19 protein-coding genes and 1 pseudogene are annotated in these 21,971 nt (G+C 72.2%); 8 read left to right on the top strand and 12 right to left on the bottom strand.

The features are described 5' to 3' along the window. The 7 genes and pseudogenes from KMS84_RS30445 to ssd all read right to left on the bottom strand — a co-directional run. Positions 1 to 352, bottom strand: a 352-nt coding sequence (locus tag KMS84_RS30445; protein WP_256919699.1) for an Rv3654c family TadE-like protein, incomplete at its 3' end; no start/stop codon positions are given. A 236-nt stretch (positions 353 to 588) separates the two neighbouring features. Then, positions 589 to 969 (bottom strand): annotated as a pseudogene (locus KMS84_RS30440) (TadE family type IV pilus minor pilin); the annotation flags it as partial. 88 nt (positions 970 to 1,057) lie between these two features. Further along, positions 1,058 to 1,267 carry a DUF4244 domain-containing protein gene (locus KMS84_RS30435; protein ID WP_256919697.1) on the bottom strand — a complete coding sequence of 70 codons (210 nt, stop codon included), beginning with the start codon at positions 1,265 to 1,267 and terminating at the stop codon, positions 1,058 to 1,060. Positions 1,268 to 1,377: 110 nt separating this feature from the next. After that, positions 1,378 to 2,181, bottom strand: coding sequence for a type II secretion system F family protein (locus KMS84_RS30430; protein WP_256919696.1), 804 nt, complete (start codon positions 2,179 to 2,181; stop codon positions 1,378 to 1,380). Next, positions 2,178 to 3,053 (bottom strand): type II secretion system F family protein, encoded by an 876-nt coding sequence (locus KMS84_RS30425; RefSeq protein WP_438819003.1) that lies wholly within the window; start codon positions 3,051 to 3,053, stop codon positions 2,178 to 2,180. Before KMS84_RS30425 ends, KMS84_RS30430 begins: the two co-directional genes overlap by 4 nt. Then, on the bottom strand, positions 3,046 to 4,374 hold the full coding sequence (locus KMS84_RS30420; RefSeq protein ID WP_256919695.1) for a TadA family conjugal transfer-associated ATPase: 1,329 nt from the start codon (positions 4,372 to 4,374) through the stop codon (positions 3,046 to 3,048). The genes KMS84_RS30425 and KMS84_RS30420 overlap by 8 nt, the downstream gene beginning before the upstream one ends. Beyond that, a complete protein-coding gene (ssd, locus tag KMS84_RS30415; RefSeq protein ID WP_256919694.1) occupies positions 4,371 to 5,474 on the bottom strand; it encodes a septum site-determining protein Ssd in 1,104 nt (367 codons plus the stop codon). Before ssd ends, KMS84_RS30420 begins: the two co-directional genes overlap by 4 nt. 581 nt (positions 5,475 to 6,055) lie before the next feature. Here ssd and KMS84_RS30410 point away from each other — a divergent pair. Continuing rightward, entirely contained in the window at positions 6,056 to 6,889 is an 834-nt protein-coding gene (locus KMS84_RS30410; protein ID WP_256919693.1) for an HAD family hydrolase, read from the top strand. Between the two features lie 509 nt (positions 6,890 to 7,398). Here the strand turns inward: KMS84_RS30410 and KMS84_RS30405 are convergent. Then, positions 7,399 to 8,223, bottom strand: coding sequence for a Fic family protein (locus KMS84_RS30405; RefSeq protein ID WP_256919692.1), 825 nt, complete (start codon positions 8,221 to 8,223; stop codon positions 7,399 to 7,401). 101 nt (positions 8,224 to 8,324) lie between these two features. On the opposite strand from KMS84_RS30405, the gene KMS84_RS30400 reads away from it, so the two are divergent. Further along, positions 8,325 to 9,305: an ATP-binding protein gene (locus KMS84_RS30400; RefSeq protein ID WP_256919691.1), complete on the top strand. Its 981-nt coding sequence runs from the start codon at positions 8,325 to 8,327 to the stop codon at positions 9,303 to 9,305. A 33-nt stretch (positions 9,306 to 9,338) separates the two neighbouring features. Here KMS84_RS30400 and KMS84_RS30395 read toward each other — a convergent pair whose 3' ends face one another. Further along, entirely contained in the window at positions 9,339 to 10,616 is a 1,278-nt protein-coding gene (locus tag KMS84_RS30395; RefSeq protein WP_256919690.1) for a polysaccharide deacetylase family protein, read from the bottom strand. A 339-nt stretch (positions 10,617 to 10,955) separates the two neighbouring features. Here KMS84_RS30395 and KMS84_RS30390 point away from each other — a divergent pair, with 339 nt between their 5' ends. The 6 genes from KMS84_RS30390 (at position 10,956) to KMS84_RS30365 (ending at position 19,830) form a co-directional block, all read left to right on the top strand. Beyond that, entirely contained in the window at positions 10,956 to 13,802 is a 2,847-nt protein-coding gene (locus KMS84_RS30390; protein WP_256919689.1) for a SulP family inorganic anion transporter, read from the top strand. Positions 13,803 to 14,309: 507 nt separating this feature from the next. After that, positions 14,310 to 16,271: an acetate--CoA ligase gene (gene acs / locus KMS84_RS30385; protein WP_256919688.1), complete on the top strand. Its 1,962-nt coding sequence runs from the start codon at positions 14,310 to 14,312 to the stop codon at positions 16,269 to 16,271. Positions 16,272 to 16,555: 284 nt separating this feature from the next. After that, positions 16,556 to 18,016 (top strand): Na+/H+ antiporter NhaA, encoded by a 1,461-nt coding sequence (gene nhaA / locus KMS84_RS30380; protein ID WP_256919687.1) that lies wholly within the window; start codon positions 16,556 to 16,558, stop codon positions 18,014 to 18,016. Positions 18,017 to 18,075: 59 nt separating this feature from the next. Then, complete coding sequence (locus KMS84_RS30375) at positions 18,076 to 18,564, top strand: phage holin family protein (protein ID WP_256919686.1); 489 nt, start codon at positions 18,076 to 18,078, stop codon at positions 18,562 to 18,564. Beyond that, the gene (locus KMS84_RS30370) at positions 18,561 to 19,517 is read left to right on the top strand and encodes an alpha/beta fold hydrolase (RefSeq protein WP_256919685.1); all 957 of its coding nucleotides are present in this window, start codon (positions 18,561 to 18,563) and stop codon (positions 19,515 to 19,517) included. The genes KMS84_RS30375 and KMS84_RS30370 overlap by 4 nt, the downstream gene beginning before the upstream one ends. Positions 19,518 to 19,644: 127 nt before the next feature. Next, positions 19,645 to 19,830 carry a hypothetical protein gene (locus tag KMS84_RS30365; RefSeq protein ID WP_256919684.1) on the top strand — a complete coding sequence of 62 codons (186 nt, stop codon included), beginning with the start codon at positions 19,645 to 19,647 and terminating at the stop codon, positions 19,828 to 19,830. 52 nt (positions 19,831 to 19,882) lie between these two features. On the opposite strand, the gene KMS84_RS30360 is transcribed toward KMS84_RS30365, so the two are convergent. The 3 genes from KMS84_RS30360 to KMS84_RS30350 form a co-directional block, all read right to left on the bottom strand. After that, complete coding sequence (locus KMS84_RS30360) at positions 19,883 to 21,082, bottom strand: MarP family serine protease (protein WP_256919683.1); 1,200 nt, start codon at positions 21,080 to 21,082, stop codon at positions 19,883 to 19,885. Between the two features lie 13 nt (positions 21,083 to 21,095). Further along, positions 21,096 to 21,791, bottom strand: a complete 696-nt coding sequence (locus tag KMS84_RS30355; protein ID WP_256919682.1) for an NUDIX hydrolase — start codon at positions 21,789 to 21,791, stop codon at positions 21,096 to 21,098. Continuing rightward, positions 21,788 to 21,971 (bottom strand): hypothetical protein (locus KMS84_RS30350; RefSeq protein WP_438819002.1); only part of this gene is annotated, 184 nt, incomplete at its 5' end. The genes KMS84_RS30350 and KMS84_RS30355, both read right to left, overlap by 4 nt.

Genomic DNA, 21,971 nt, shown 5'->3' with positions numbered 1-21,971 from the left:
GCCTAGAGGGGGCCGGGGAGGCCTGCGGGGACCGGCCCGGCGGCGGGACGATCCGCTCCGCGTCCGGCGGGCCCGCTCGCGCCCTCATCTCGGCTGCGAACAGTCCCCGCCCGGCAGCGGCCGTCACGTCCGAGATCTCACCGACGACCGCGCAGCGCACCACTCGCGCACCCTGGGCCCGGGCCACGCGGTCGGCCCGGGCACAGGCCTGCGCGGCGCCCTCCGACCAGTGCTCGGCGGCAGCGAGAGCGGCGAGGTCGGCGCCGCCCGCGGCACGGTGGCGGGCCGCCACGGCCTGCCCCAGGGCCAGCACGGCCCCGAACACCACACACAGCACCGCCATCGCCCCCATGCTCCAGACGGTGGCCGAGCCCCGATCGGCGTCCCCCCTCCCCCGGCCGAAGCGCCGACCCCTCACGGCCCCGCCCCTTCACCGGCACCCGGGCCCGCGTCCACGCCAGGGCTCGCGTTAGTGCCCGGGCCCGCGTCCACGCCAGGGCTCGCGTTGACGCCAGGGGCCCCGTTCAGGCTCGGGCCCGGGTTCGGGCCGCCCGTTGCGCTGGTCGCCGCCCCCGGCTCGTCTCCAGCGGCGGCCGGGGCCTCCTCCGCGGCCGCCACCGCTTCCTCGCGCACCTCGAACGGCAGGCCTCGCAACGCGGGCGGTTTCGCCACGACCACCACGCGGACCTGACCTCCTTCCCGGTCGACCGTCACGTCGGCCCCGCGCGGCGCCGTCGCGCGGGTCACCGCGAGGACCGCGTCGGCCGGATCCTGCCGGGCCGCGGCCCGGGCGCCCGCCCGGGCCGCGTCCACGCACCTGATCTGGGCGGACACGACGAGCAGTCCCCAGACCAGCGCCATCGCGAACGCCACCAGGACCGGCAGCACGACAGCGGCCTCCGCCGTCACGAACCCCCCGTCCCCGGCGAGCACCCGGCGCCCCGCGAGCCGAGGCGGGCCACCCCGCATCCGCATCCACGTCCGCCCGGACTCCGGCCGTGGCCACGGCCGCGGCTTCGGCACCGGCTCAGGAGCTGGCATCCGTGTCGGCACACGCTCACGCGCCCGCACTGAGCGCCTGCCTTACCAGGGAGGTCAGTTGGGCGGAGACCCCTTCGCTCGTCACCACCTGATGGAGAAGCACCGCGAAGCCCACAGCGGCCACGATCCCCATCGCGTATTCGGACGTGACCATGCCCGCGTCCTTGCGCGCCGCACGCACCCTGCACGTCAGGACCCGCAGCCGCGCCCATACCGTCTTGTACATTTCAACCCCCGTGAGGTTCGGTTCAGTCGATCTCTGGTCGTCAGGACGTTCACTCGTGATCGCGCCCAAAGGCGCTCGCTCGCGCTCATGGCGCGCCGCTCAGCCCGCCGTCACGGCCCACCCCCTCCCATCACGCCGCCCGCCAGCCCGATCACGATGGGGAGCACTCCGACCGCGATGAAGGCGGGCAGGAAGCACAGCCCCACGGGCGCGGTGACCATGACCGCCGCCCGTCGCGCCCGCGCGGTCGCCGCACGCGCCCACTCGGCGCGGGTGTCGGCGGCGAGCCGGGCGACCGGTCCGGCTGCCGGCAGCCCGGAGACGTCGGCCCTTTCCAGCAGTCCCGCGAGCGGCGCCGCCCCCGGCATCGACGACAACTTCCGCCAGGCGATGGCTGGTTCACCGCCCAGCCGCACCTCGGCGGCACCGCGCGCGAGCCCTTCTCCGACGGGGCCGCCGAGGGCCTCCCCCACGGCCTGCGCGGCGACCACCGGTCCCGCACCGGCGGCGATGCACGCCGCCAGCAGGTCGGCGGCGAGCGGGAGTTGTCGTGCGGCGACCCGGCCGTCCGCGTCGTTCACCGCCGCCGACGCCAGCTGGCGACGACGCCACCGCCCCAGGACCACCGCGGCGGCGAGGCCCAGGACCGGGCCGGTCACGCCACCGACCAGCAACCAACCGGCGCCCGCCACCGCCACCTCGGGCAGCCACCGCAGCACGGCCTCCCGCATCGGGAACGGTTTCCTCACCGGCCGGCGTTCCGGGCCCAGCACGTCGACCAGGCGCCGTCGTCCCCTGCGTCCGTCTCGTACGCTCTCCAGCCGGCGCCCCAGCCACCAGAGGGCCGCCGTGATCCCCACGGCCACCCCCAGCCTGTGGACAACCTCCAGCCCGTGGACGGCCTCCCCGCTCATGCCGCCTCCACGTTGCGCACGATCCGCAGGGCCCACCAGGCACCCGCCGCCTCCAACGCACCGCCGACGAGGAGGCAGCCGAGCCCCGCTCCGCTGTGCAGCAGGACATGCAGGGGGTCCGCGCCGAGCGTGGCGCCCAGCAGGAGACCAAGGGCCGGCAGACCGGCCAGCATCACGACCGTCGCGCGAGGCCCGGACAACTGGGCCCGCAAGTCGGATCGTTGGTCCCGTTCGGCGCGCAACGCCTCCTCCAGGCGGTCGAGTCCTGCCGCGAGCCCGGCCCCGCGGTCCACGGCCACCCGCCAGCACGCGGCGAGCCCCAGCAGCCCTTCCGCCCCGGGCTGCCGTGCGGCGGCCGTCAGGGCGTCGGGCACGTCTCCGCCGAACCGGGCGGCCGCCAGCACCGACGGCTGCGCCTCGCCCAGTCCCGAAGAGTCGCGCGCCGCCCGCTGCAACGCCTCTCCGGGCTGCCGGCCGGCCAGAACCTCCCCGGCAAGCGCCGCGCACAGCGCGATGACCGCGTCCCCCCGCCGTTCCCGTGTCCGCCGCGCCTCGGCTGCGCGTCGCGCCCGGCGCAGCAGCGGCACCCCGGCAGCCCCCGCAACGACCGGCAGGACGGAGCCGCCCAGCACGGCCAGGACCAGCCCGGCGACCGGCGCCCACCACTCGTGCCGCCATCGCGCTCGCAAACGGCGCAGCTCACGGTTCAGCCGTTCCCACGGCGGGACCCCACCGCCGGTCGTCGCGCCGCCGCCCGCCGCGTCGCCCGCGAGCAGCAACCGCGCGCGCCTGGCTCCGGTGTGCGGTCCGCCGACCAACCAGGCAGCCGCCCCGGCGCACGCCACGGCCGCCGCCATCGGCATCTCACCCATACCGACCACCCCTCTCACCGATCCCACCGAGCCGCTCGAACTGTTCGAGCTGCTGGAGCTCCTGGAGCTCTTCGGACTTCTCGCATTCCTCGGACTCTTCAGACACTTCGGATGTCGCCGCCTGTCGGGTCGCTTCGCTCTCGTGGTTCCGCAGCAGCTCGTCGAGCCGCTCCCCTCCCCGCTCGCGGACGAAGACGCCCGCCCGCCACCGCAGCGCCGGCACCGTGCGCACCAGGCCGGACGGATCCCGCTCCAGCACGTGCACCTCGTCGATCCGCCGCCGCCCGGCCGGGTCGCGGACAAGGTGCAGGACGACCGACAGGGCCGCCGCCAACTGGCTGTGCAACGCGGCCCGGTCGAGCCCGGCCGCGGTCCCGAGCGCCTCCAGGCGGGCGGGTACGTCCGCGGCGGCGTTGGCATGGACCGTGCCGCACCCGCCTTCGTGGCCGGTGTTCAGCGCGGCGAGCAGATGGACGACCTCAGGGCCGCGCACCTCGCCCACGGCTAGCCGGTCCGGCCGCATCCGCAGGGCCTGGCGCACCAGGTCCTCCAGCGTGACGAGTCCGGCGCCCTCCTGGTTCGCGGGTCTCGTCTCCAGGCGCACCACGTGCGGATGATCCGGGCGCAGCTCCGCCGAGTCCTCCGCGAGCACGATCCGCTCCCCCGGCCCGACCAGGCCGAGCAGCGCGCTCAGCAGTGTCGTCTTGCCGCTGCCGGTGCCGCCGCTGATCAGGAAGGACAGCCGCGCCCGCACCAGGGCCCGCAGCACCCGGTCCCCGCCGGGTGGGACCGTGCCCGCGGCCACCAGTTCGTCGAGTGTGAAGGCGCGGGGCCGTACGACGCGCAGCGACAGACAGGTGCAGCCGACGGCGATCGGGGGCAGCACGGCGTGCAGTCGTGTCCCGTCGGGCAGCCGGGCGTCGACCCAGGGCCGGGCATCGTCCAGTCGTCGCCCCGCCACCGCCGCCAGACGCTGTGCGAGGCGGCGCACGGCGGCCGTGTCCGGGAAGGAGACGCCGGTCAGCTCCAGCCCTCCGCCTCGGTCGACCCACACGCGGTCCGGGCCCGAGACCAGCACGTCGGTGACCAGGGGGTCGGCCAGCAGCGGTTCCAGCGGTCCGCTGCCGATCAGCTCGGACCGCAGGTGCTCGGCCGCGCCGAGGATCTCCGCGTCCCCGAGGACCCTCCCCTGTTCCCTCAGTGCCTGCGCCACGCGCGCGGGCGTCGGTTCGGCCCCGCTCTCGGCGAGCCACTGCCGTACGCCGTCGAGCAGCGTTCCGGTGCTGCCCCGCGCCCTCCGCGGGCCGGGCGGCGTGCTCATGCGCCGCCTGCCTCGGTCAGCGCCTTCTCCCAGAACTCCTTGCAGAAGCGGGCGAGCGGCCCGCGCGCGGTCGCCCCCGGTGGCGCCTTGCCGCCGTCCGGGCGCAGCAGCCCCGACTCGACGGGCACCTCGCCCGCGAGCGGCAGGCGGAGCAGTGCGGCCACCTCGTCGTCGTCGAGTCCGGGTGCGTACGGGCCGCGGACCGCGACCCGCAGGTCGCGCACCACCATGCCCACGGCGGAGGCCACGCGGCCTGCCGCGGCGACGGCGCGCAGTTCGGCCGGGACGACGAGGAGCCCCAGGTCGAGCTGGGCCAGCACCTCGGCCACGCCGTCGTCGATGCGGCGGGGCAGGTCGACGACGACGGTGCCGCCCCGGCGCCGGGCCGCCGCGAGCACCGCGCGTACGGCCTGGGGCGCGATGGCGACGCAGTCGCCCCGGTCCCAGCTGAGCACCCGCAGCGAGTGCAGCCGCGGCAACGACTCCTCCAGGGCGCCGCCGCCGACCCGGCCGCGCGAGGCGGCGAACGCGGGCCAGCGCAGACCTTCGGCGCTTTCACCGCCGAGCAGCACGTCGAGTCCGCCGCCGAGCGGGTCGGCGTCCACCAGGAGGGTGCGCAGCCCTTCACGCGCGGAGGTGACGGCGAGGGCGCACGCGAGCGTGGACGCTCCGGCACCGCCTCGGCCGCCGATCACGCCGACGGTGAGGGCGGGCCGTCCGACGCCCTCGGCCACGTCCGCGATGCGGTCGACGAGCCACTGTTCGCCGTCGGGCAGCATCAGGACATGGTCGGCGCCGATCTCGACGGCCCGTTGCCACACCCCCGAGTCGTCCTGGTCGCGTCCGACGAGGACCACCCCGCGACGACGGGCGGCTCCCCGGACACGGCGGGCCACGTCGTCACCGACCAGGACGAGGGGGGCGCTCTCCCAGCCGCCCCGGTGTTCCGGCACCGAGTGGTGCACCTCCGGCGTGGCGCCTGCGGCGGCGCACAGGCGCAGCAGGTCGTCCAGGAGGTCCACGTCCTCCGTGACGATCAGCGGCCTGCCGGGCCGCCCTCCGGCGGTGGGCGGCAGACCTTGTGCGACGGCTCCTGTCACGATTTCCGACCTCCTTCGCCGCGGGGCGCCCTGTCACTGCGGCCCCGCGATTCCCAAATGAGTGGAGAACCGGCTTCCGGTCTCCCTATGAGCGGCCGGCGGAAACCGGTCGCGGACGCCTGCAAACGGAACCGTTCATGTGAAGTCGGCCCGTGCGGACGTCCGGGAATCACGGTGCAGCGAACCCGGAAATCGTGTGGATCTTGGTGGATAACTGTGGACGAGTGGGCACTTGTGAATATCGCCGTCACCCAAACCGGTGAGACGTGCGCCATCTCATGTGCGACTTCCGCAGAGCAGTCCGACGACTACACAGGGTGACCGCGGGCGGGCAGGCGAAAGGGGCGACCACAGGCCGCCTCGATGTCGCGCGCCGATCGCGCACAGAAGGGAAAACCCACCCGGACATGCGACGACCCCCGCCGGGGGGGAGAGCGGGGGTCGTCTCCACGGCCGACTCGGGGGGGGGAGGAGCCGGACCGGGTTAGCACGGTCGCGAACGATCCGTGACTTCCATGGTGTACCCGAGAGGCCTCTCAGGCAAACCCACGCGCCCACCTTACGCCGAATGGGCTGCCCCTATGCTCTTGGTTGTGGAAAACCACTCCCTGCCCCGCACAGCGGCCTTCTTTGACCTGGACAAGACGGTCATTGCGAAGTCGAGCACGCTCACCTTCGGCAAGTCCTTCTACCAAGGCGGCCTGATCAACCGTCGGGCGGCCTTGCGGACCGCATACGCCCAGTTCGTGTTCCTCGTGGGCGGTATGGACCACGATCAGATGGAGCGGACTCGGGAGTACCTGTCCGCCCTCGTCCGCGGCTGGAACGTCCAGCAGGTCAAGGAGATCGTCGCGGAGACCCTTCACGACCTGATCGATCCGCTGATCTACGACGAAGCCGCCTCCCTGATCGAGGAGCACCACACCGCCGGCCGCGACGTCGTCATCGTGTCGACGTCGGGCGCCGAGGTGGTCGAGCCGATCGGCGAACTGCTCGGCGCGGACCGGGTGGTCGCCACCCGCATGGTCGTCGGCGAGGACGGCTGCTTCACCGGCGAGGTGGGGTACTACGCGTACGGTCCCACGAAGGCGCAGGCCGTCAGGGAACTGGCCGAGTCCGAGGGCTACGACCTCGCGCGTTGCTACGCCTACAGCGACTCGGCGACCGACCTGCCGATGCTGGAGGAGGTGGGGCACCCGCACGCCGTGAACCCCGACCGGGCCCTGCGCCGCGAGGCCGTGGCACGCGGATGGCCGATCCTCGACTTCCACCGGCCCGTGCGCCTCAAGCAGCGGATCCCCTCGTTCTCCGTGCCGCCCCGTCCGGCGCTCGTCGCGGCGGCGGCCATAGGCGCGGCGGCCGCGACGGCGGGTCTCGTCTGGTACGCGAACCGACGGCGGGCCGCGACCGTCTGACGGTCGGCGCGCGCTCACACCGCGCACGCCACGTCTCGCACGCTCACGCCCCGCCGCACCGCCGCTCGCCGAGCCCGTGCCGTCGGCCGGCGGCGCCGGCCGGCGCCGCCCCTTTGCATCCCTTTTGGACGCAAAAGCAAAGAACCGCTGCCAGCACTTCCGCTTGTCCGGCACCTGGAGTACAAAGGACTTAACGGCCCGCGAGACCAAGGACATCCGCGAGGATCACCTTAATTACGCATTTGGCCCCACGGACCGCGCATGAGCACCGGGCACCCACGCGACGTCGACCCGTCGATTACGGGCCAGCCGCACCAGGTGACGGGCAAAGTTCCCGACCTGATGGGCAATACATCGAGGACGCTTGGTAACCGGGTGGGCATGCCAGCGGCGGTACGAGTTCTCGTACCGCCGCAACCCTTTTCCGACGCCGACGCGGCCTCCACGCACACGTGGAGGCCGAGGCACGTAAGGGCCGTGGGCGCGTGGCGGCCGCGGGCGCGTGGAGGCTATGCCGCGCCGCGCTGCAACGCCTCGCACACCGCCGTCGACTCCCGGGCGCCCAACTCGACGGCCTTGCCGCAATGGGCGATCCAGGCCGCCATGCCGTCCGGGGTCCCGGACGCGTAGCCGTCGAGAGCCGCGGCGTAGGCGGCCCGCCCCAGCTCGGCATGGCCCACCTCGGCCGGGCACACCGACTTGGGATCCAGACCGCTGCCGATCAGGACGATGCGTTCGGCGGCCCTCGCGACCAGGCCGTTGCACGAGGTGAAGGGCCGCAGGGCCAGCAGTTCGCCGTGGACCACGGCGGCCGTCACCAGGGCGGGCGCGGAACCGCCCGCGATGATCAGCTCCGACAGCCCCTCCAGCCGGCCCGCCACCTCGTCGGCGGTGGGCAGCGGCAGCTCGACGAGCGGCTCGTCGACCGTCTCACCGGCCTGCCGCGGGCGCCCGACCTCGTCGCCGTCGCTCGCCGCGGCGATCAGGTGCAGCCGCGCGAGCACCCGCAGCGGCGACTGGCGCCAGATGGACAGCAACTGACCCGCCTCGGCGGTCAGCCGCAGCGCGGCGCCCATGACCCGCGCCTCGCCGTCGACGCCGAAGTCGCTGCGCCGACGCACCTCCTCGAGCGCCCAGTCCGCCCCGGACAGCGCCGCCGAGCCGCGCGCGCCACGCAGGGCCGCCTCGGAGGTGATCGCGTTGCTGCGGCGACGCATGACCCGGTGTCCGTAGACCCGGTCCACGGCCTTGCGCACGGACTCCACGGACTCCGGCACACCGGGCAGCGAGCCCAGGGCCGCGAGCGGATCGGCGGACGCGCCTGTCGTACTCATGAGTACGACATTACGCACCCCACGCCCGCACCCCACGAAGGAGTGGTCTTCTTCACGCCCGTCTGTCACATACAGCTACTTGCGCACTACCCTTGGTGAACATGAAAACTGCTTTCGTCGGGAAGGGCGGCAGCGGCAAGACCACGCTGTCCTCCCTGTTCATCCGCCACCTCGCAGCCTGCGGCGCACCCGTGATCGCGATCGACGCGGACATCAACCAGCACCTGGGCCCCGCGCTCGGCCTCGACGAGGACCGGGCCGCGGAACTGCCCGCGATGGGAGACCGGCTGCCGCTGATCAAGGACTACCTGCGCGGCTCCAATCCCCGCATCGCCTCCGCCGAGACGATGATCAAGACCACCCCGCCCGGAGAGGGCTCCCGGCTGCTGCGGGTGCGCGAGGACAACCCCGTGTACGACGCGTGCGCCCGGCCGGTGGAACTCGACGGCCACGCCGTCCGTTTGATGGTCACGGGCCCCTTCACGGACGCCGACCTGGGGGTCTCCTGCTACCACTCCAAGACGGGCGCGGTGGAGCTGTGCCTGAACCACCTGGTCGACGGGCGCGACGAGTACGTCGTGGTCGACATGACCGCCGGCTCGGACTCCTTCGCCTCCGGCATGTTCACCCGCTTCGACGTGACGTTCCTCGTCGCCGAGCCGACCCGCAAGGGGGTCTCCGTCTATCGCCAGTACAAGGAGTACGCCCGCGACTTCGGCGTCGAGCTGAAGGTCGTCGGCAACAAGGTGCAGGGCACCGACGACCTGGACTTCCTGCGGGCCGAGGTCGGCGAGGACCTGCTCGTGACCGTCGGGCACTCGGACTGGGTGCGGGCCATGGAGAAGGGCCGTCCGCCCCGCTTCGAACTCCTGGAGAACGCCGACCGGCAGGCCCTGGAGCTGCTGCGGAAGACCGTCGACTCGGCCTACGACAGGCGCGACCGGGCGCGCTACACACGGCAGATGGTGCACTTCCACCTGAGGAACGCCGAGTCGTGGGGCAACGAACGCACCGGGGCCGACCTGGCGGCGCAGGTCGATCCCGGCTTCGTCCTCGGGGAGGGCGTCACGGCCGCCGTGTGACGGCCGGGCCGCCTGCGTCGTGGGCGTCCGCCGCTACTGCCTGACCGCCGGCGCTCCGGGAACGCCCTTCGGGGCGGGGGCCGGACCGCCGGCGAGGAAGGACGCCCAGCCTTCCTTCGGGGCTTCGCCGACGTCCAGCGTGCGCAGTTTCGCCAGGGTCTTGGGATCCTGCGCGTCCAGCCAGTCGGCCAGCTGCCGGAACGACACACAGCGGACGTCGGGCTTGTTGCAGACGTGCTCGACGACCTCCTCGACGGCGCGCATGTAGGTGCCGCCGTTCCAGGACTCGAAGTGGTTGCCGATGATCAACGGCGCGCGGTTGCCGTCGTAGGCCCGGTGGAAACCCTTGAGCAGCCCGTCGCGCATCTGGTCGCCCCAGAACGCGAACTTGTCGGGGTCGCCCTGGGTGGCGGTCCCGGACTGGTTGACCATGAAGTTGTAGTCCATGGTGAGCTGTTCGTACTTGTGCCCGGGAAAGGGCACGAGCTGCATCGACAGGTCCCACAGGCCCTGCTTCCTGGCAGGCCAGACCTGGTTGTCGACGCCGCTCGTGTCATAGCGGAAGCCCAGTTCGCGGGCGGCCTCCATGAAGTTCTTCTGCCCCTCCAGGCAGGGCGTGCGTGCGCCGACGAGTTCCTTGTCGTAGTCGAAGGGAAGGGGCGCCGCCTTGTTCAGGCCCGTGTTCGTCTTCCAGGTCTTCACGAACTGCTTGGCCTGGCCGATCTCGTCCTTCCACTCCTCGACCGACCACGCGCCCACCCCGGTCCTGCCGCAGAAGTGACCGTTGAAGTGGGTTCCGATCTCGTTGCCCTCCAGCCACGCCAGACGCAGCTGCTTCACGGTGTCGGCGATGCCCTGCTCGTCGTTGAAGCCGATGTCGGAACTGCCGGGCGAGTGCTGCGGCGGCCTGTAGAGCTCCGACTTCTCCTTCGGCAGCATGTACACGCCGCTGAGGAAGTACGTCATCGTCGCGTTGTTGGCCTTGGCCACCTTGCGGAAGTGCGAGAACAGCTTCTGGCTGTCCTCACCGGCGCCGTCCCACGAGAACACGACGAACTGCGGCGGCTTCTCGCCCGGCTTCAGCCGCTCGGGCCGCGGCAGGTGGGGTTGCGCTCCGGTGTACGCGGTGGAGCCGTCGCCGATCAGCCGGACGACGCTCTTCGGCGCCGGGGCCGGCTTCGCCTTGTGCGCGCCCGACGCGCCTTCCGCGGAGCCGTGGGAGTCGTGGGTCCCCGTCCCACAACCGGCGAGTGACACGGCGACAGCCGCGGCGACCGCGGTGCCGACGGCGATCCTCTGGGTGGCGGCCATCTTCCGCCCACCTTCTTCCTTCTCTCGACCAACGCCGACGGGGGCGTTCTCGGATGACGCGCCGGGACGAGCCGGCGGCGCAGTCAAGGTCGCACGCAGACCGAGGAGGGATTAATACGACAAGCCGACAAAACGACCACTTCGCTCTTTCGAGTGATCCACTGCCCTATTTGCCAGAAAAATCCATGCTTGACCTTTACTCTGCATTACGATTCGTTTACCGAGCGTTGATTTTTTCATCCCGCCGCTGCACGCCGTGACCCACGGCCGCGACCACCCCCGCCACAGCCCGGGGGACCACCTGTTCCGCGACCGCGCCGCCCCGGAGGAGACGGGAACATGTCCGCCTGCGTCCCCACCCGCACCGACCGTCCGACGTCCACCGAGAACATCCGCCCGTCCCACAGCCCCCCACCGCCACCGCGCCGCCGCTTCCGCATCGAGAGCGCCGACGTGTCCGCATCCATCGCCGTCTTCCTGATCGCGCTGCCGCTGTCCCTGGGCATCGCCCTCGCCACCGGGGCTCCCCTCCAGGCCGGCCTCGTGGCCGCCGCCGTGGGCGGGATCGTCGCCGGCCGGCTCGGAGGATCACCTCTCCAGGTCAGCGGTCCTGCGGCGGGCCTGACCGTCGTCACCGCCGACCTCATCCACCGCTACGGCTGGCGGACGACCTGCGCCATCACCGTCCTGGCCGGGCTCGCCCAACTGGGCCTGGGCTGCCTGCGCGTGGCGCGCACCGCGCTCGCCGTCAGTCCCGCCATCGTGCACGGCATGCTCGCCGGCATCGGCATCACGATCGCCGTCGCCCAGCTGCATGTCGTCCTCGGCGGCACACCCCAGAGCTCGGTCCTCGACAACCTCCGAGCCCTGCCCGCCCAGCTGGCCCGTCTGCAACCCGCCGCCGTCGTCGTGAGCCTGCTGACCCTGACCCTGCTCCTGTTGTGGCCCCGCATCCCGGGCCGGGCCGGCCGCCTGCTGCACAAGGTGCCCGCCGCACTCGTGGCCGTCACGGGCGCCACCGCCGTCGCGTGCCTCACCGGTCTCACGGTGCCCAAGGTCGACCTGCCGTCCTGGAGCAGTCACGCCCTCGCCGGGCTTCCCGACGGGCCGGTGCTCGGGCTCGCCGCCGCCGTCCTGACCACCACGCTGGTGTGCAGCGTGCAGTCACTGCTCGGCGCGGTCGCCGTGGACAAACTGATCGCCTCGCGCCCCGGCCTGCTCGGCGCCCGGGCCACTCGTGTCGGCCGCTGCGACCTGGATCGCGAGCTGCTCGGGCAGGGCGCGGCCAACATCGTCTCCGGCGCGCTCGGCGGGCTGCCCGTGGCGGGCGTGGCCGTGCGCAGTTCGGCGAACGTGCAAGCCGGCGCCGTGAGCCGGAACTCCACGATGCTGCACGGCGTTCTCGTAGTGGTCGCCGCGCTGCTGATGGTCCCGATCCTGGATCTCATCCCGCTCGCCTCACTCGCCGCCCTGGTGATGGCCGTCGGCATCCAGATGGTGTCCCTGCACCACATTCGCACGGTGACGCGCCACCGAGAGGTGCTGGTGTACGCCGCCACCACCCTCGGCGTGGTGTGCCTCGGCGTCCTGGAGGGCGTACTGATCGGCGTCGCCGTCGCCGTGGCCGTCGCCCTCCACCGACTCACCCGCACCCGCATCACCCACCACGAGAAGGAAGGAGTCCATCACGTACACGTGAGAGGCCAGCTGACGTTCCTCGCTGTGCCACGCCTCAGCCGCACCCTGCACCTCGTGCCTCAACACACCCACGCGGTGGTCGAGTTGGACGGCTCCTTCATGGATCACGCCGCCTACGAAGCCTTGCAGGACTGGCAGAAGACCCACACCGCGCAGGGCGGCACGGCCGAGCTGACCGGTCGCCGCCCCCGCACGGGGCTCGACCCGACCACCGACACCCCCAGCGGAGCGGGCGACGGTGCGGAGTCCGATGAGGACATGTGGCCCGGCCCCTCGGGTCCCGCCACCTCGGACCTCGAACCCGCCCGGCCCCACGACGTCCCCATCGCCGACTGCCGCTGCCGCCCCTGGACACCCTGGCGCAACCACCAGTGCGCGGTGCCGCGGGACGCGACCACGACCACCCACCCACGAACGGCGAACTCCCCGGCGCCGGCCCCGGCAACGGCAACGGCCACCGCCTCTGCACGAACCGCCTCTGCACGGACGGCAGACCTGGCGAACCAGGCGGAACCCGCGCTCCAGGCCGACCGGACACGACCAGCGAGCCAGCCGGAGCCGCCGCGAGCGGCGAGCCCGGCTGCCGCCGGAACGACGGACGCGTCGACAGCGACGCCACCCGAGCCCGCTGCACCAGAACCGGCATCGGCACCGACACCTGCGTCGGCACTCAGAAGGGAGGGCACACAGACAGCGGACACCGGACAGTCCGTGGAGTCGCTCGAGTACACCGACTCCGTGGAGACGCTTCGCACCGGCATGGGGGCGGCGCAGCTCCTCGAGCCGAGCGGACATCAACTGGTGCGCGGCATCAGCGCGTTCCAGCGGAACACGGCGCCGCTGGTCCGAGGTGAGCTCGCCCGGCTGGCCCGGGAAGGACAACGGCCCACCCAGCTCTTCCTCACCTGCGCCGACTCACGGCTGGTCACCTCGATGATCACCTCCAGTGGTCCCGGTGACCTGTTCGTGGTGCGCAACGTGGGCAACCTGGTGCCGCCGCCCGGCGAGGAGAGCGGTGACGACTCGGTGGCGGCCGCGATCGAGTACGCCGTGGACATCCTGGAGGTGCGGTCCATCACGGTCTGCGGGCACTCGGGTTGCGGGGCCATGCAGGCGCTGCTCAACGCCGAACCCGGCGAGGCGCGGACCCCGCTGAGACGGTGGCTGCGCCATGGGGTGCCGAGCCTGGAGCGCGCAGCCGACGGCGACCGTCCGCGAGCCCGGCTGGCCGGGCGCGCCCCTGCGGACGAGGTCGAGCAGCTCTGCCTGACCAACGTGGTCCAGCAGTTGGAGCATCTGCGGGCCCACGAGTCGGTGGCGCGGGCGCTGCGAAGCGGAGCTCTGGAGCTGCACGGCCTGTACTTCCACGTGGGCGAGGCCCAGACGTACCTGCTCACCGAGCCCCCCGCCGGGGACGGCGGAAACGGCGAGAGCGGCAGGGACGGCGGGGTGTTCGACCACGTGGGGACGGTGGACGTGTCCGTCTGAGTCCCGCGCCGGTGTGCCGCCCGCGTCGGGGCGAAGGCCGCACACCGGCGTCGTCGCGGGAGGTGAAAGGCGTCACACCGGCTGAACTTCGTCAGACCGGCGTCCGTGGGTACGGATGACCCCTGCACGAGTCACGAGGCACGAGTCACGAGGCACGAGTCACGAGGCACGAGTCACGAGTCACGAGTGACACGACGCGAGTCACTCGGCGCGCGCCACGAGGCACGAGGCACGAAGCGCGCCGCCGCCCTCACGGTGCATGGCGCACGCACGTGGCGCGGGACGGAGTACCGAGTGCCCGGGCACTCAACGTGGAGCAGGGGCAGGAACGGGAACCGGAACAGGGCGCCGACAGAGGTCTAAACCAATCTCTCGGCGGCCCTTGTCACCAGGCCCTTGGGTCTGATGAGCTGTGGCCTGGGACACAACGGACACGGACACCCTTCGAAAGGGAGACGTCGTGAGCAACGAGAGCCTGGCCAACCTGCTGAGGGAGGAGAGTGGCGTATGAGCGAATCTCCTTCACTTTCCAACCTGCTCAAGGAAGAGCGCAGGTTCGCGCCGCCCGCCGACCTGGCGGCGAACGCCAATGTCACCGCGGAGGCGTACGAGCAGGCCAAGGCTGACCGGCTCGGCTTCTGGGCCGAGCAGGCCCGCAGGCTGACCTGGGCCAAGGAGCCGACGGAGACGCTGGACTGGTCGAACCCGCCGTTCGCCAAGTGGTTCAAGGACGGCGAGCTCAACGTCGCCTACAACTGCGTCGACCGCCATGTGGAGGCCGGGCTCGGCGAGCGCGTCGCCATCCACTTCGAGGGCGAACCGGGCGACAGCCGCGCCATCACCTACGCCGAGCTCAAGGACGAGGTGTCGAAGGCGGCCAACGCCCTGCTGGAGCTGGGCGTCCGCAAGGGCGACCGGGTCGCGGTCTACATGCCGATGATCCCGGAGACGGCGATCGCGATGCTGGCCTGCGCACGCGTCGGCGCCGCGCACTCCGTCGTCTTCGGCGGCTTCTCGGCCGACGCGCTGGCCACCCGCATCCAGGACGCGGACGCCAAGGTCGTCATCACGTCCGACGGCGGCTACCGGCGCGGCAAGCCGTCCGCGCTGAAGCCGGCCGTCGACGACGCGCTCACGCGCGCGGACAACGTCCGGCACGTGCTGGTCGTGCGGCGCACCGGACAGGACGTCGCCTGGACCGAGGGCCGCGACGTGTGGTGGCACGAGACGGTGGACCGTCAGTCGACCGAGCACACCCCCGAGGCGTTCGAGGCCGAGCACCCGCTGTTCATCCTCTACACCTCGGGCACCACGGGGAAGCCGAAGGGCATCCTGCACACCTCCGGCGGCTACCTCACGCAGACCGCCTACACGCATCACGCGGTCTTCGATCTCAAGCCGGAGACCGACGTGTACTGGTGCACCGCCGACGTCGGCTGGGTCACCGGGCACTCGTACATCGTCTACGGGCCGCTGGCCAACGGCGCGACGCAGGTCATGTACGAGGGCACGCCCGACACCCCGCACCAGGGCCGCTTCTGGGAGATCGTGCAGAAGTACGGGGTGACGATCCTGTACACGGCGCCGACCGCCATCCGCACGTTCATGAAGTGGGGCGACGACATCCCCGCGAAGTTCGACCTCGGCAGCCTGCGCGTGCTGGGCTCGGTCGGCGAGCCGATCAACCCCGAAGCCTGGATCTGGTACCGCAAGCACATCGGCGCCGACCGGACGCCCGTCGTGGACACCTGGTGGCAGACCGAGACCGGCGCGATGATGATCTCGCCGCTGCCGGGCGTGACGGCGACGAAGCCGGGCTCCGCCCAGACGCCGCTGCCCGGCATCTGCGCGACCGTCGTCGACGACGAGGCGAACGAGGTGCCCGACGGCGGCGGTGGCTACCTGGTCCTGACCGAGCCGTGGCCGTCGATGCTGCGCACGATCTGGGGCGACGACCAGCGGTTCCTCGACACGTACTGGGCGCGCTTCGAGGGCAAGTACTTCGCCGGCGACGGCGCCAAGAAGGACGACGACGGGGACATCTGGCTCCTCGGGCGCGTGGACGACGTCATGCTCGTGTCGGGCCACAACATCTCCACCACCGAGGTCGAGTCGGCGCTCGTGTCCCACCCCTCCGTCGCCGAGGCGGCGGTCGTGGGCGCGGCGGACGAGACGACCGGGCAGGCCATCGTGGCCTTCGTCATCCTGCGCGGCACGGCGAACGCCGAGGACGAGCGGCTCGTCGCCGACCTGCGCAACCACGTCGGGGCCACGCTCGGCCCGATCGCCAAGCCGCAGCGGATCCTGCCGGTGGCCGAGCTGCCGAAGACCCGCTCCGGCAAGATCATGCGGCGGCTGCTGCGCGACGTGGCGGAGAACCGTCAGCTGGGCGACGTCACGACCCTGACCGACTCCACCGTCATGGATCTCATCCAGGCGAAGCTGCCGGCGTCCCCGAGCGAGGACTGACCCTCGCGGGACCGAGGGTGGGGGGCCGCGCCGCACGGCCCGGTCCCCCGCCCTCCCAGCGCCTGTGCCTCCGCCACACCCCCGGGGCGGGCGGCGCGCTGGGGCGGGCGGCGCGTCGGGCGTCGTGTCCCTTTTGCGCCTAACGTGAGAGGTACCGGATGCCGCCCGACGCCCCAGGGCTGCCCTTTAGGTAAAGTAAACAAAACACATGTGACGCTCGAGGTGCGCCGGGAAGTCTGGTCGGCAAGTCGCTCTGTCCTGCCCACCGACCGGAGGCCGCCGCCGTGACCGCGCACCGTACCCCGCACCCCCGCAGCGTTCTCGGACGGCTCTCCCTCCCCGAGCGGAACTTCGTCGCGGAGGCGCTGCGCACCGAGACCGTCGGCGGCGTACTGCTGCTCCTCGCCGCCGTCACGGCACTGATCTGGGCGAACGTCCCCGCGCTGCACGACAGCTACGAGAGCGTCAGCGACTTCCACCTGGGCCCCGAGGCCCTCGGGCTGCACCTGTCCGTCGCCCACTGGGCGGCCGACGGTCTGCTCGCCGTCTTCTTCTTCGTCGCCGGCATCGAGCTCAAGCGCGAACTCGTCGCAGGCGACCTCAAGGACCGCCGGGCGGCCGCGCTCCCCGTGGTGGCCGCCGTGTGCGGGATGGCCGTGCCGGCGCTCGTCTACACGCTCACCAACCTCACCGGCGGCGGCTCCCTGGCCGGCTGGGCCGTGCCCACGGCCACCGACATCGCGTTCGCCCTGGCCGTGCTCGCCGTCATCGGCACGTCCCTGCCGAGCGCCCTGCGCGCCTTCCTGCTCACCCTGGCCGTCGTCGACGACCTGTTCGCCATCCTGATCATCGCGGTGTTCTTCACGAGCACCATCGACTTCGCGGCGCTGGCCGGCGCGGTCGTGGGGCTGGTCGTGTTCTGGGCGCTGCTGCGCCGGGGCGTGCGCGGCTGGTACGTCTACCTGCCGCTCGCGCTCGTGATCTGGGCGCTGATGTACAACAGCGGCGTGCACGCCACGATCGCGGGCGTCGCGATGGGCCTGATGCTGCGTTGCACGACCCGCGAGGGCGAGGAACGCTCCCCCGGCGAGCGCATCGAACATCTCGTGCGTCCGCTCTCCGCCGGTCTCGCGGTCCCGCTGTTCGCCCTGTTCAGCGCCGGTGTGACGATCTCGGGCCCGGCCATCGCGGACGTCTTCGGCAAACCGGAGACGCTGGGCGTCGTGCTCGGCCTCGTCATCGGCAAGACCGTCGGCATCTTCGGCGGCACCTGGCTGACCGCACGTTTCACCCGTGCCTCGCTCAGCGAGGACCTCGCCTGGGCGGACGTCTTCGCCGTGGCGTCGCTGGCCGGCATCGGCTTCACCGTCTCGCTGCTGATCGGCGAGCTGGCCTTCGAGGGGGACGCGGTCCTGACGGACGAGGCCAAGGCCGCCGTCCTGCTGGGATCGGTGATCGCGGCGGGCCTGGCGACGGTCCTGCTGAAGCTGCGCAACGCCAAGTACCGCCGGATGTGCGAGTACGAGGAGCGCGACGAGGACCTCGACGGCATCCCGGACATCTACGAGCAGGACGACCCCTCGTACCACCTGCGCATGGCGGCCATCCACGAGGGCAAGGCGGCGGAGCACCGCCGGATCGCCGGGGAGATCGGCCGCCGGCTCGCCCGCGAGGACGACGCCGAGCGCCACGGGCTTGCCGAAGTGCCGGGCGGGGCAGGCGAGGACGACGACCGTCCGGCATGATCTGACGGGACGGTACAGAAGAAGTCGGAAACACAGAGCAGCAGGAGAGGGAGAACGCGATGAGCGCACCCGACGGCAGCCCGGTCGGCGCCGAACGCAGCATCGGCCAGCTGTTCGCCTCGGCGACGACCGAGTTGTCGGCGCTGGTGCACGACGAGATCGCGCTGGCGAAGGCCCAGCTGAAGCAGGACGTCAAGCGCGGGGCGGCGAGCGGAGGCGCCTTCTCGGTGGCCGGCGCGGTCCTGGTGTTCTCGCTGCCGATGCTGAACTTCGCCCTGGCGTACGGCATCCGGACCTGGAGCGACTGGAACCTCGCGATCTGCTTCCTGCTGTCCTTCGCGGCGAACGTGCTGGTCGCGCTCATCCTGGTGCTGATCGGCGTCGTCTTCGCGAAGAAGGCGCAGAAGAGCAAGGGCCCGCAGAAGGTCGCCGCGTCCATGAAGGAGTCGGCGGGCGTCCTTCAGAACGCCAAGCCGCACCCGAGGCCCGAACTCGCCAAGGACCGGGTCCCGGAGGCCATCGAGGCTGTGACACGCTCATCGTCATGACGGACCCCGACGGCAGCACCCCTCCGGCCCAGCCCGCTTCGGTCGTACGGCCGGACGCCGTCCTCGGCATGCCGGTCATACACCGCGAGGTCGCCGCGAACGGTGCGCGGTTCCACATCGCGGAGGCGGGCGACGGTCCGCTGGTCATGCTCGTCCACGGATTCCCGCAGTTCTGGTGGACCTGGCGGCACCAGCTCGTGGCCCTGGCGGACGCGGGCTTCCGGGCCGTCGCGATGGACCTGCGGGGCGTGGGCGGCAGCGACCGCACGCCCCGTGGGTACGACCCGGCCAATCTCGCCCTCGACATCACGGGCGTGATCCGCTCCCTGGGCGAGCCGGACGCCGCGCTGGTCGGGCACGACCTCGGCGGCTATCTGGCGTGGACGGCGGCCGTGATGCGCCCCAAGCTGGTCCGCCGGCTCGCCGTCGCCTCGATGCCCCATCCCCGGCGCTGGCGGTCGGCGATGCTCGCCGACGTCCGGCAGACCTCCGCGAGTTCCCACATCTGGGGGTTCCAGCGGCCGTGGATCCCGGAGCGCCGGCTCACCGCGGACGACGGCGAGCTGGTGGGCCGGCTGATCCGGGACTGGTCCGGGCCGACGCTCCCCGAGGACGAGGCGGTGGAGACGTACCGTCGCGCGATGTGCATCCCGTCGACCGCGCACTGCGCCGTCGAGCCGTACCGCTGGCTGGTGCGCTCCCTGGCCCGTCCGGACGGCGTCCAGTTCTACCGGCGCATGAAGCGGCCGGTGCGGGTGCCCACGCTGCATCTGCACGGTTCCCTCGATCCGGTGATGCGCACCCGCAGCGCGGCCGGCTCCGGCGAGTACGTCGAAGCGCCGTACCGATGGCGGCTGTTCGACGGTCTCGGGCACTTCCCGCACGAAGAGGATCCGGTCGCTTTCTCCACCGAACTGGTCAACTGGCTGAAGGATCCCGAACCCGATCGGTGACAGATCGGTCGCGTCCGGTGGCCGGACCGGAACGCCTGTACGACGAGCGGCCAAATGCCCGACGCATAGGCCAATTGGCCGCCCCGAGGGCGGTTATCGACCTTGGGGCAGGGGCAGACGTCCGGGTATGGGCTGGACGCACGACTACAGTGACGCAGCACGCACCCGCCGCTCGGCCAGTGGCCTGAGCCCCCACCAGCGAGGTGCCGCGAACCCGCAGCTGCCGGGTACCGATCTGCGCGTGGGCATCCCGCGCATCCTGCGTCGCCGGGCCCGCTGGGTGTCGGTCCGCCTGCGTCACCCGCGAGGCTGATCCGCCGAACGGCTCAGGACCCGCGCGAAAGCCTTGACGGGCCCGAGACCCCTCACAGGGCGCAGCTGTCGCTGTCCACCTGCTGGCCCGCGCTCCGGCCGGCGGTGACGTCCTGGCGGATCTCGTCGGCGGTGAGGGCGTAGCCGGTCTGGGCGTCGTCGAGCGACTTCGCGAAGACCACGCCGTACACCTTGCCGTCGGCGGTGAGCAGCGGTCCTCCGGAGTTGCCCTGACGGACCGTCGCGTACAGCGAGTACACGTCACGGCGCACGGTGCCGCGGTGGTAGATGTCCGGGCCGTTGGCGGTGATGCGGCCGCGCACCCGCGCGGCCCGCACGTCGTACGAGCCGTTCTCCGGGAAGCCGGCCACGATCGCGTTGTCGCCGCTCGACGCGTCGTCGCCGGAGAACTTCAGCGCCGGCGCGTCCAGGTCCGGCACGTCGAGGACGGCGATGTCCCGCTTCCAGTCGTACAGGACGACCGTGGCGTCGTACTTGCGGCCCTCGCCGCCTATCTGCACGGTCGGCTCGTCGACCCCGCCCACGACGTGCGCGTTCGTCATGACGCGGCGCTCGCCGAACACGAAGCCGGTGCCCTCCAGGACCTTGCCGCAGCTCTCCGCGGTGCCCATCACCTTGACGATGGAGCGCCGCGCGCGCGTGGCCACCGCGCTGTCGGCCAGGGCCGGGTCGGGCGGCTGGACGTCGGTGATCGGCTCGTTGGAGAACGGGCTGAAGACCTGCGGGAAGCCGTTCTGCGCCAGGACGGAGGAGAAGTCCGCGAACCAGGTGTCGGCCTGGTCGGGCAGGGCCCGGGAGACGCCCTGGAGCACGTTGGAGCTGCGCACCTCCTTGCCCAGCGTCGGCAGGGTGGTGCCGGCGAGGGCGGACCCGATCAACCACGCGACCAGCAGCATCGCGACCACGTTGACGAGCGCGCCGCCCGTGGCGTCCAGCGCGCGGGCCGGGGACCAGGTGATGTACCGGCGCAGTTTGTTGCCGAGGTGGGTGGTGAGGGCCTGGCCGACCGAGGCGCAGACGATCACGACGATGACCGCGACGACGGCGGCCGTGGTGCTCACCTCGGAGTTCTCGGTCAGGGCGTCCCAGACCACGGGCAGCAGGTAGACGGCTACGAGGCCGCCGCCCAGGAAGCCGATCACCGACAGGATGCCGACGACGAAGCCCTGGCGGTAGCCCACGACCGCGAACCAGAGGGCCGCGACCAGCAACAGGATGTCCAGCACATTCACGGGGATCACCCTGTCATGACCGCCAGTCCAGCGGGACCTGCTTCTCCCGGTCCCAGGGGACCTCCCACTCCGCGAAGTGCAGCAGCCGGTCGATGACACCGGCCGTGAACCCCCATACCAGGGCGGATTCGACCAGGAATGCCGGGCCGCGGTGGCCGCTGGGATGCACCGTCGTGGCCCGGTTGGCCGGATTCGTGAGATCCGCCACGGGGACCGTGAACACCCGCGCCGTCTCGCCGGGATCGACGACGCCCACCGGGCTCGGTTCGCGCCACCAGCCCAGGACCGGCGTGACCACGAACCCGCTGACCGGGATGTACAGCTTGGGCAGCACGCCGAAGAGCTGGACGCCGGAGGGGTCGAGGCCGGTCTCCTCCTCGGCCTCGCGCAGGGCCGCCCTGAGCGGCCCGTCGCCGTGCGGGTCGCCGTCCTCCGGGTCCAGGGCGCCGCCCGGGAAGGAAGGCTGGCCGGCGTGGGAGCGCAGGGAGGTCGCGCGTTCCATCAGCAGCAGCTCGGGGCCGCGCTCGCCCTCGCCGAACAGGATCAGGACGGCCGACTGGCGTCCCGTACCGTTCTCCGGCGGCAGGAAGCGGCTGAGCTGCCGCGGCCGGACCGTCTCCACCGCGTGCACCACCGGGTCGAGCCAGGCGGGCAGGCCCTCCTTGCTGAGTGTCACCGGACCGCCCTGGGTATCGCTCGTGCGCGTCATTCCCCCACCACCCCCCGTTCCACCGGGTACAACGCCCGAATACCGACAGATCGTTCCGCGAGCCGCCCCGCGTCCGCCACGGTCTCCTCCGCCGCCACGTGCCCGCCGGCGGTGGCCGCCACAGCCCCGGCTTCCGTTCCGGCCCCGCCGACCCCGCCGGCGGGTCCGGCGGGGTCGGCG

Source organism: Streptomyces hilarionis (assembly GCF_024539675.1).
Taxonomy (GTDB): domain Bacteria; phylum Actinomycetota; class Actinomycetes; order Streptomycetales; family Streptomycetaceae; genus Streptomyces; species Streptomyces hilarionis.
Note: the sequence above shows the minus strand (reverse complement) of the source record. Positions and strands in the feature narration are given on the sequence as shown.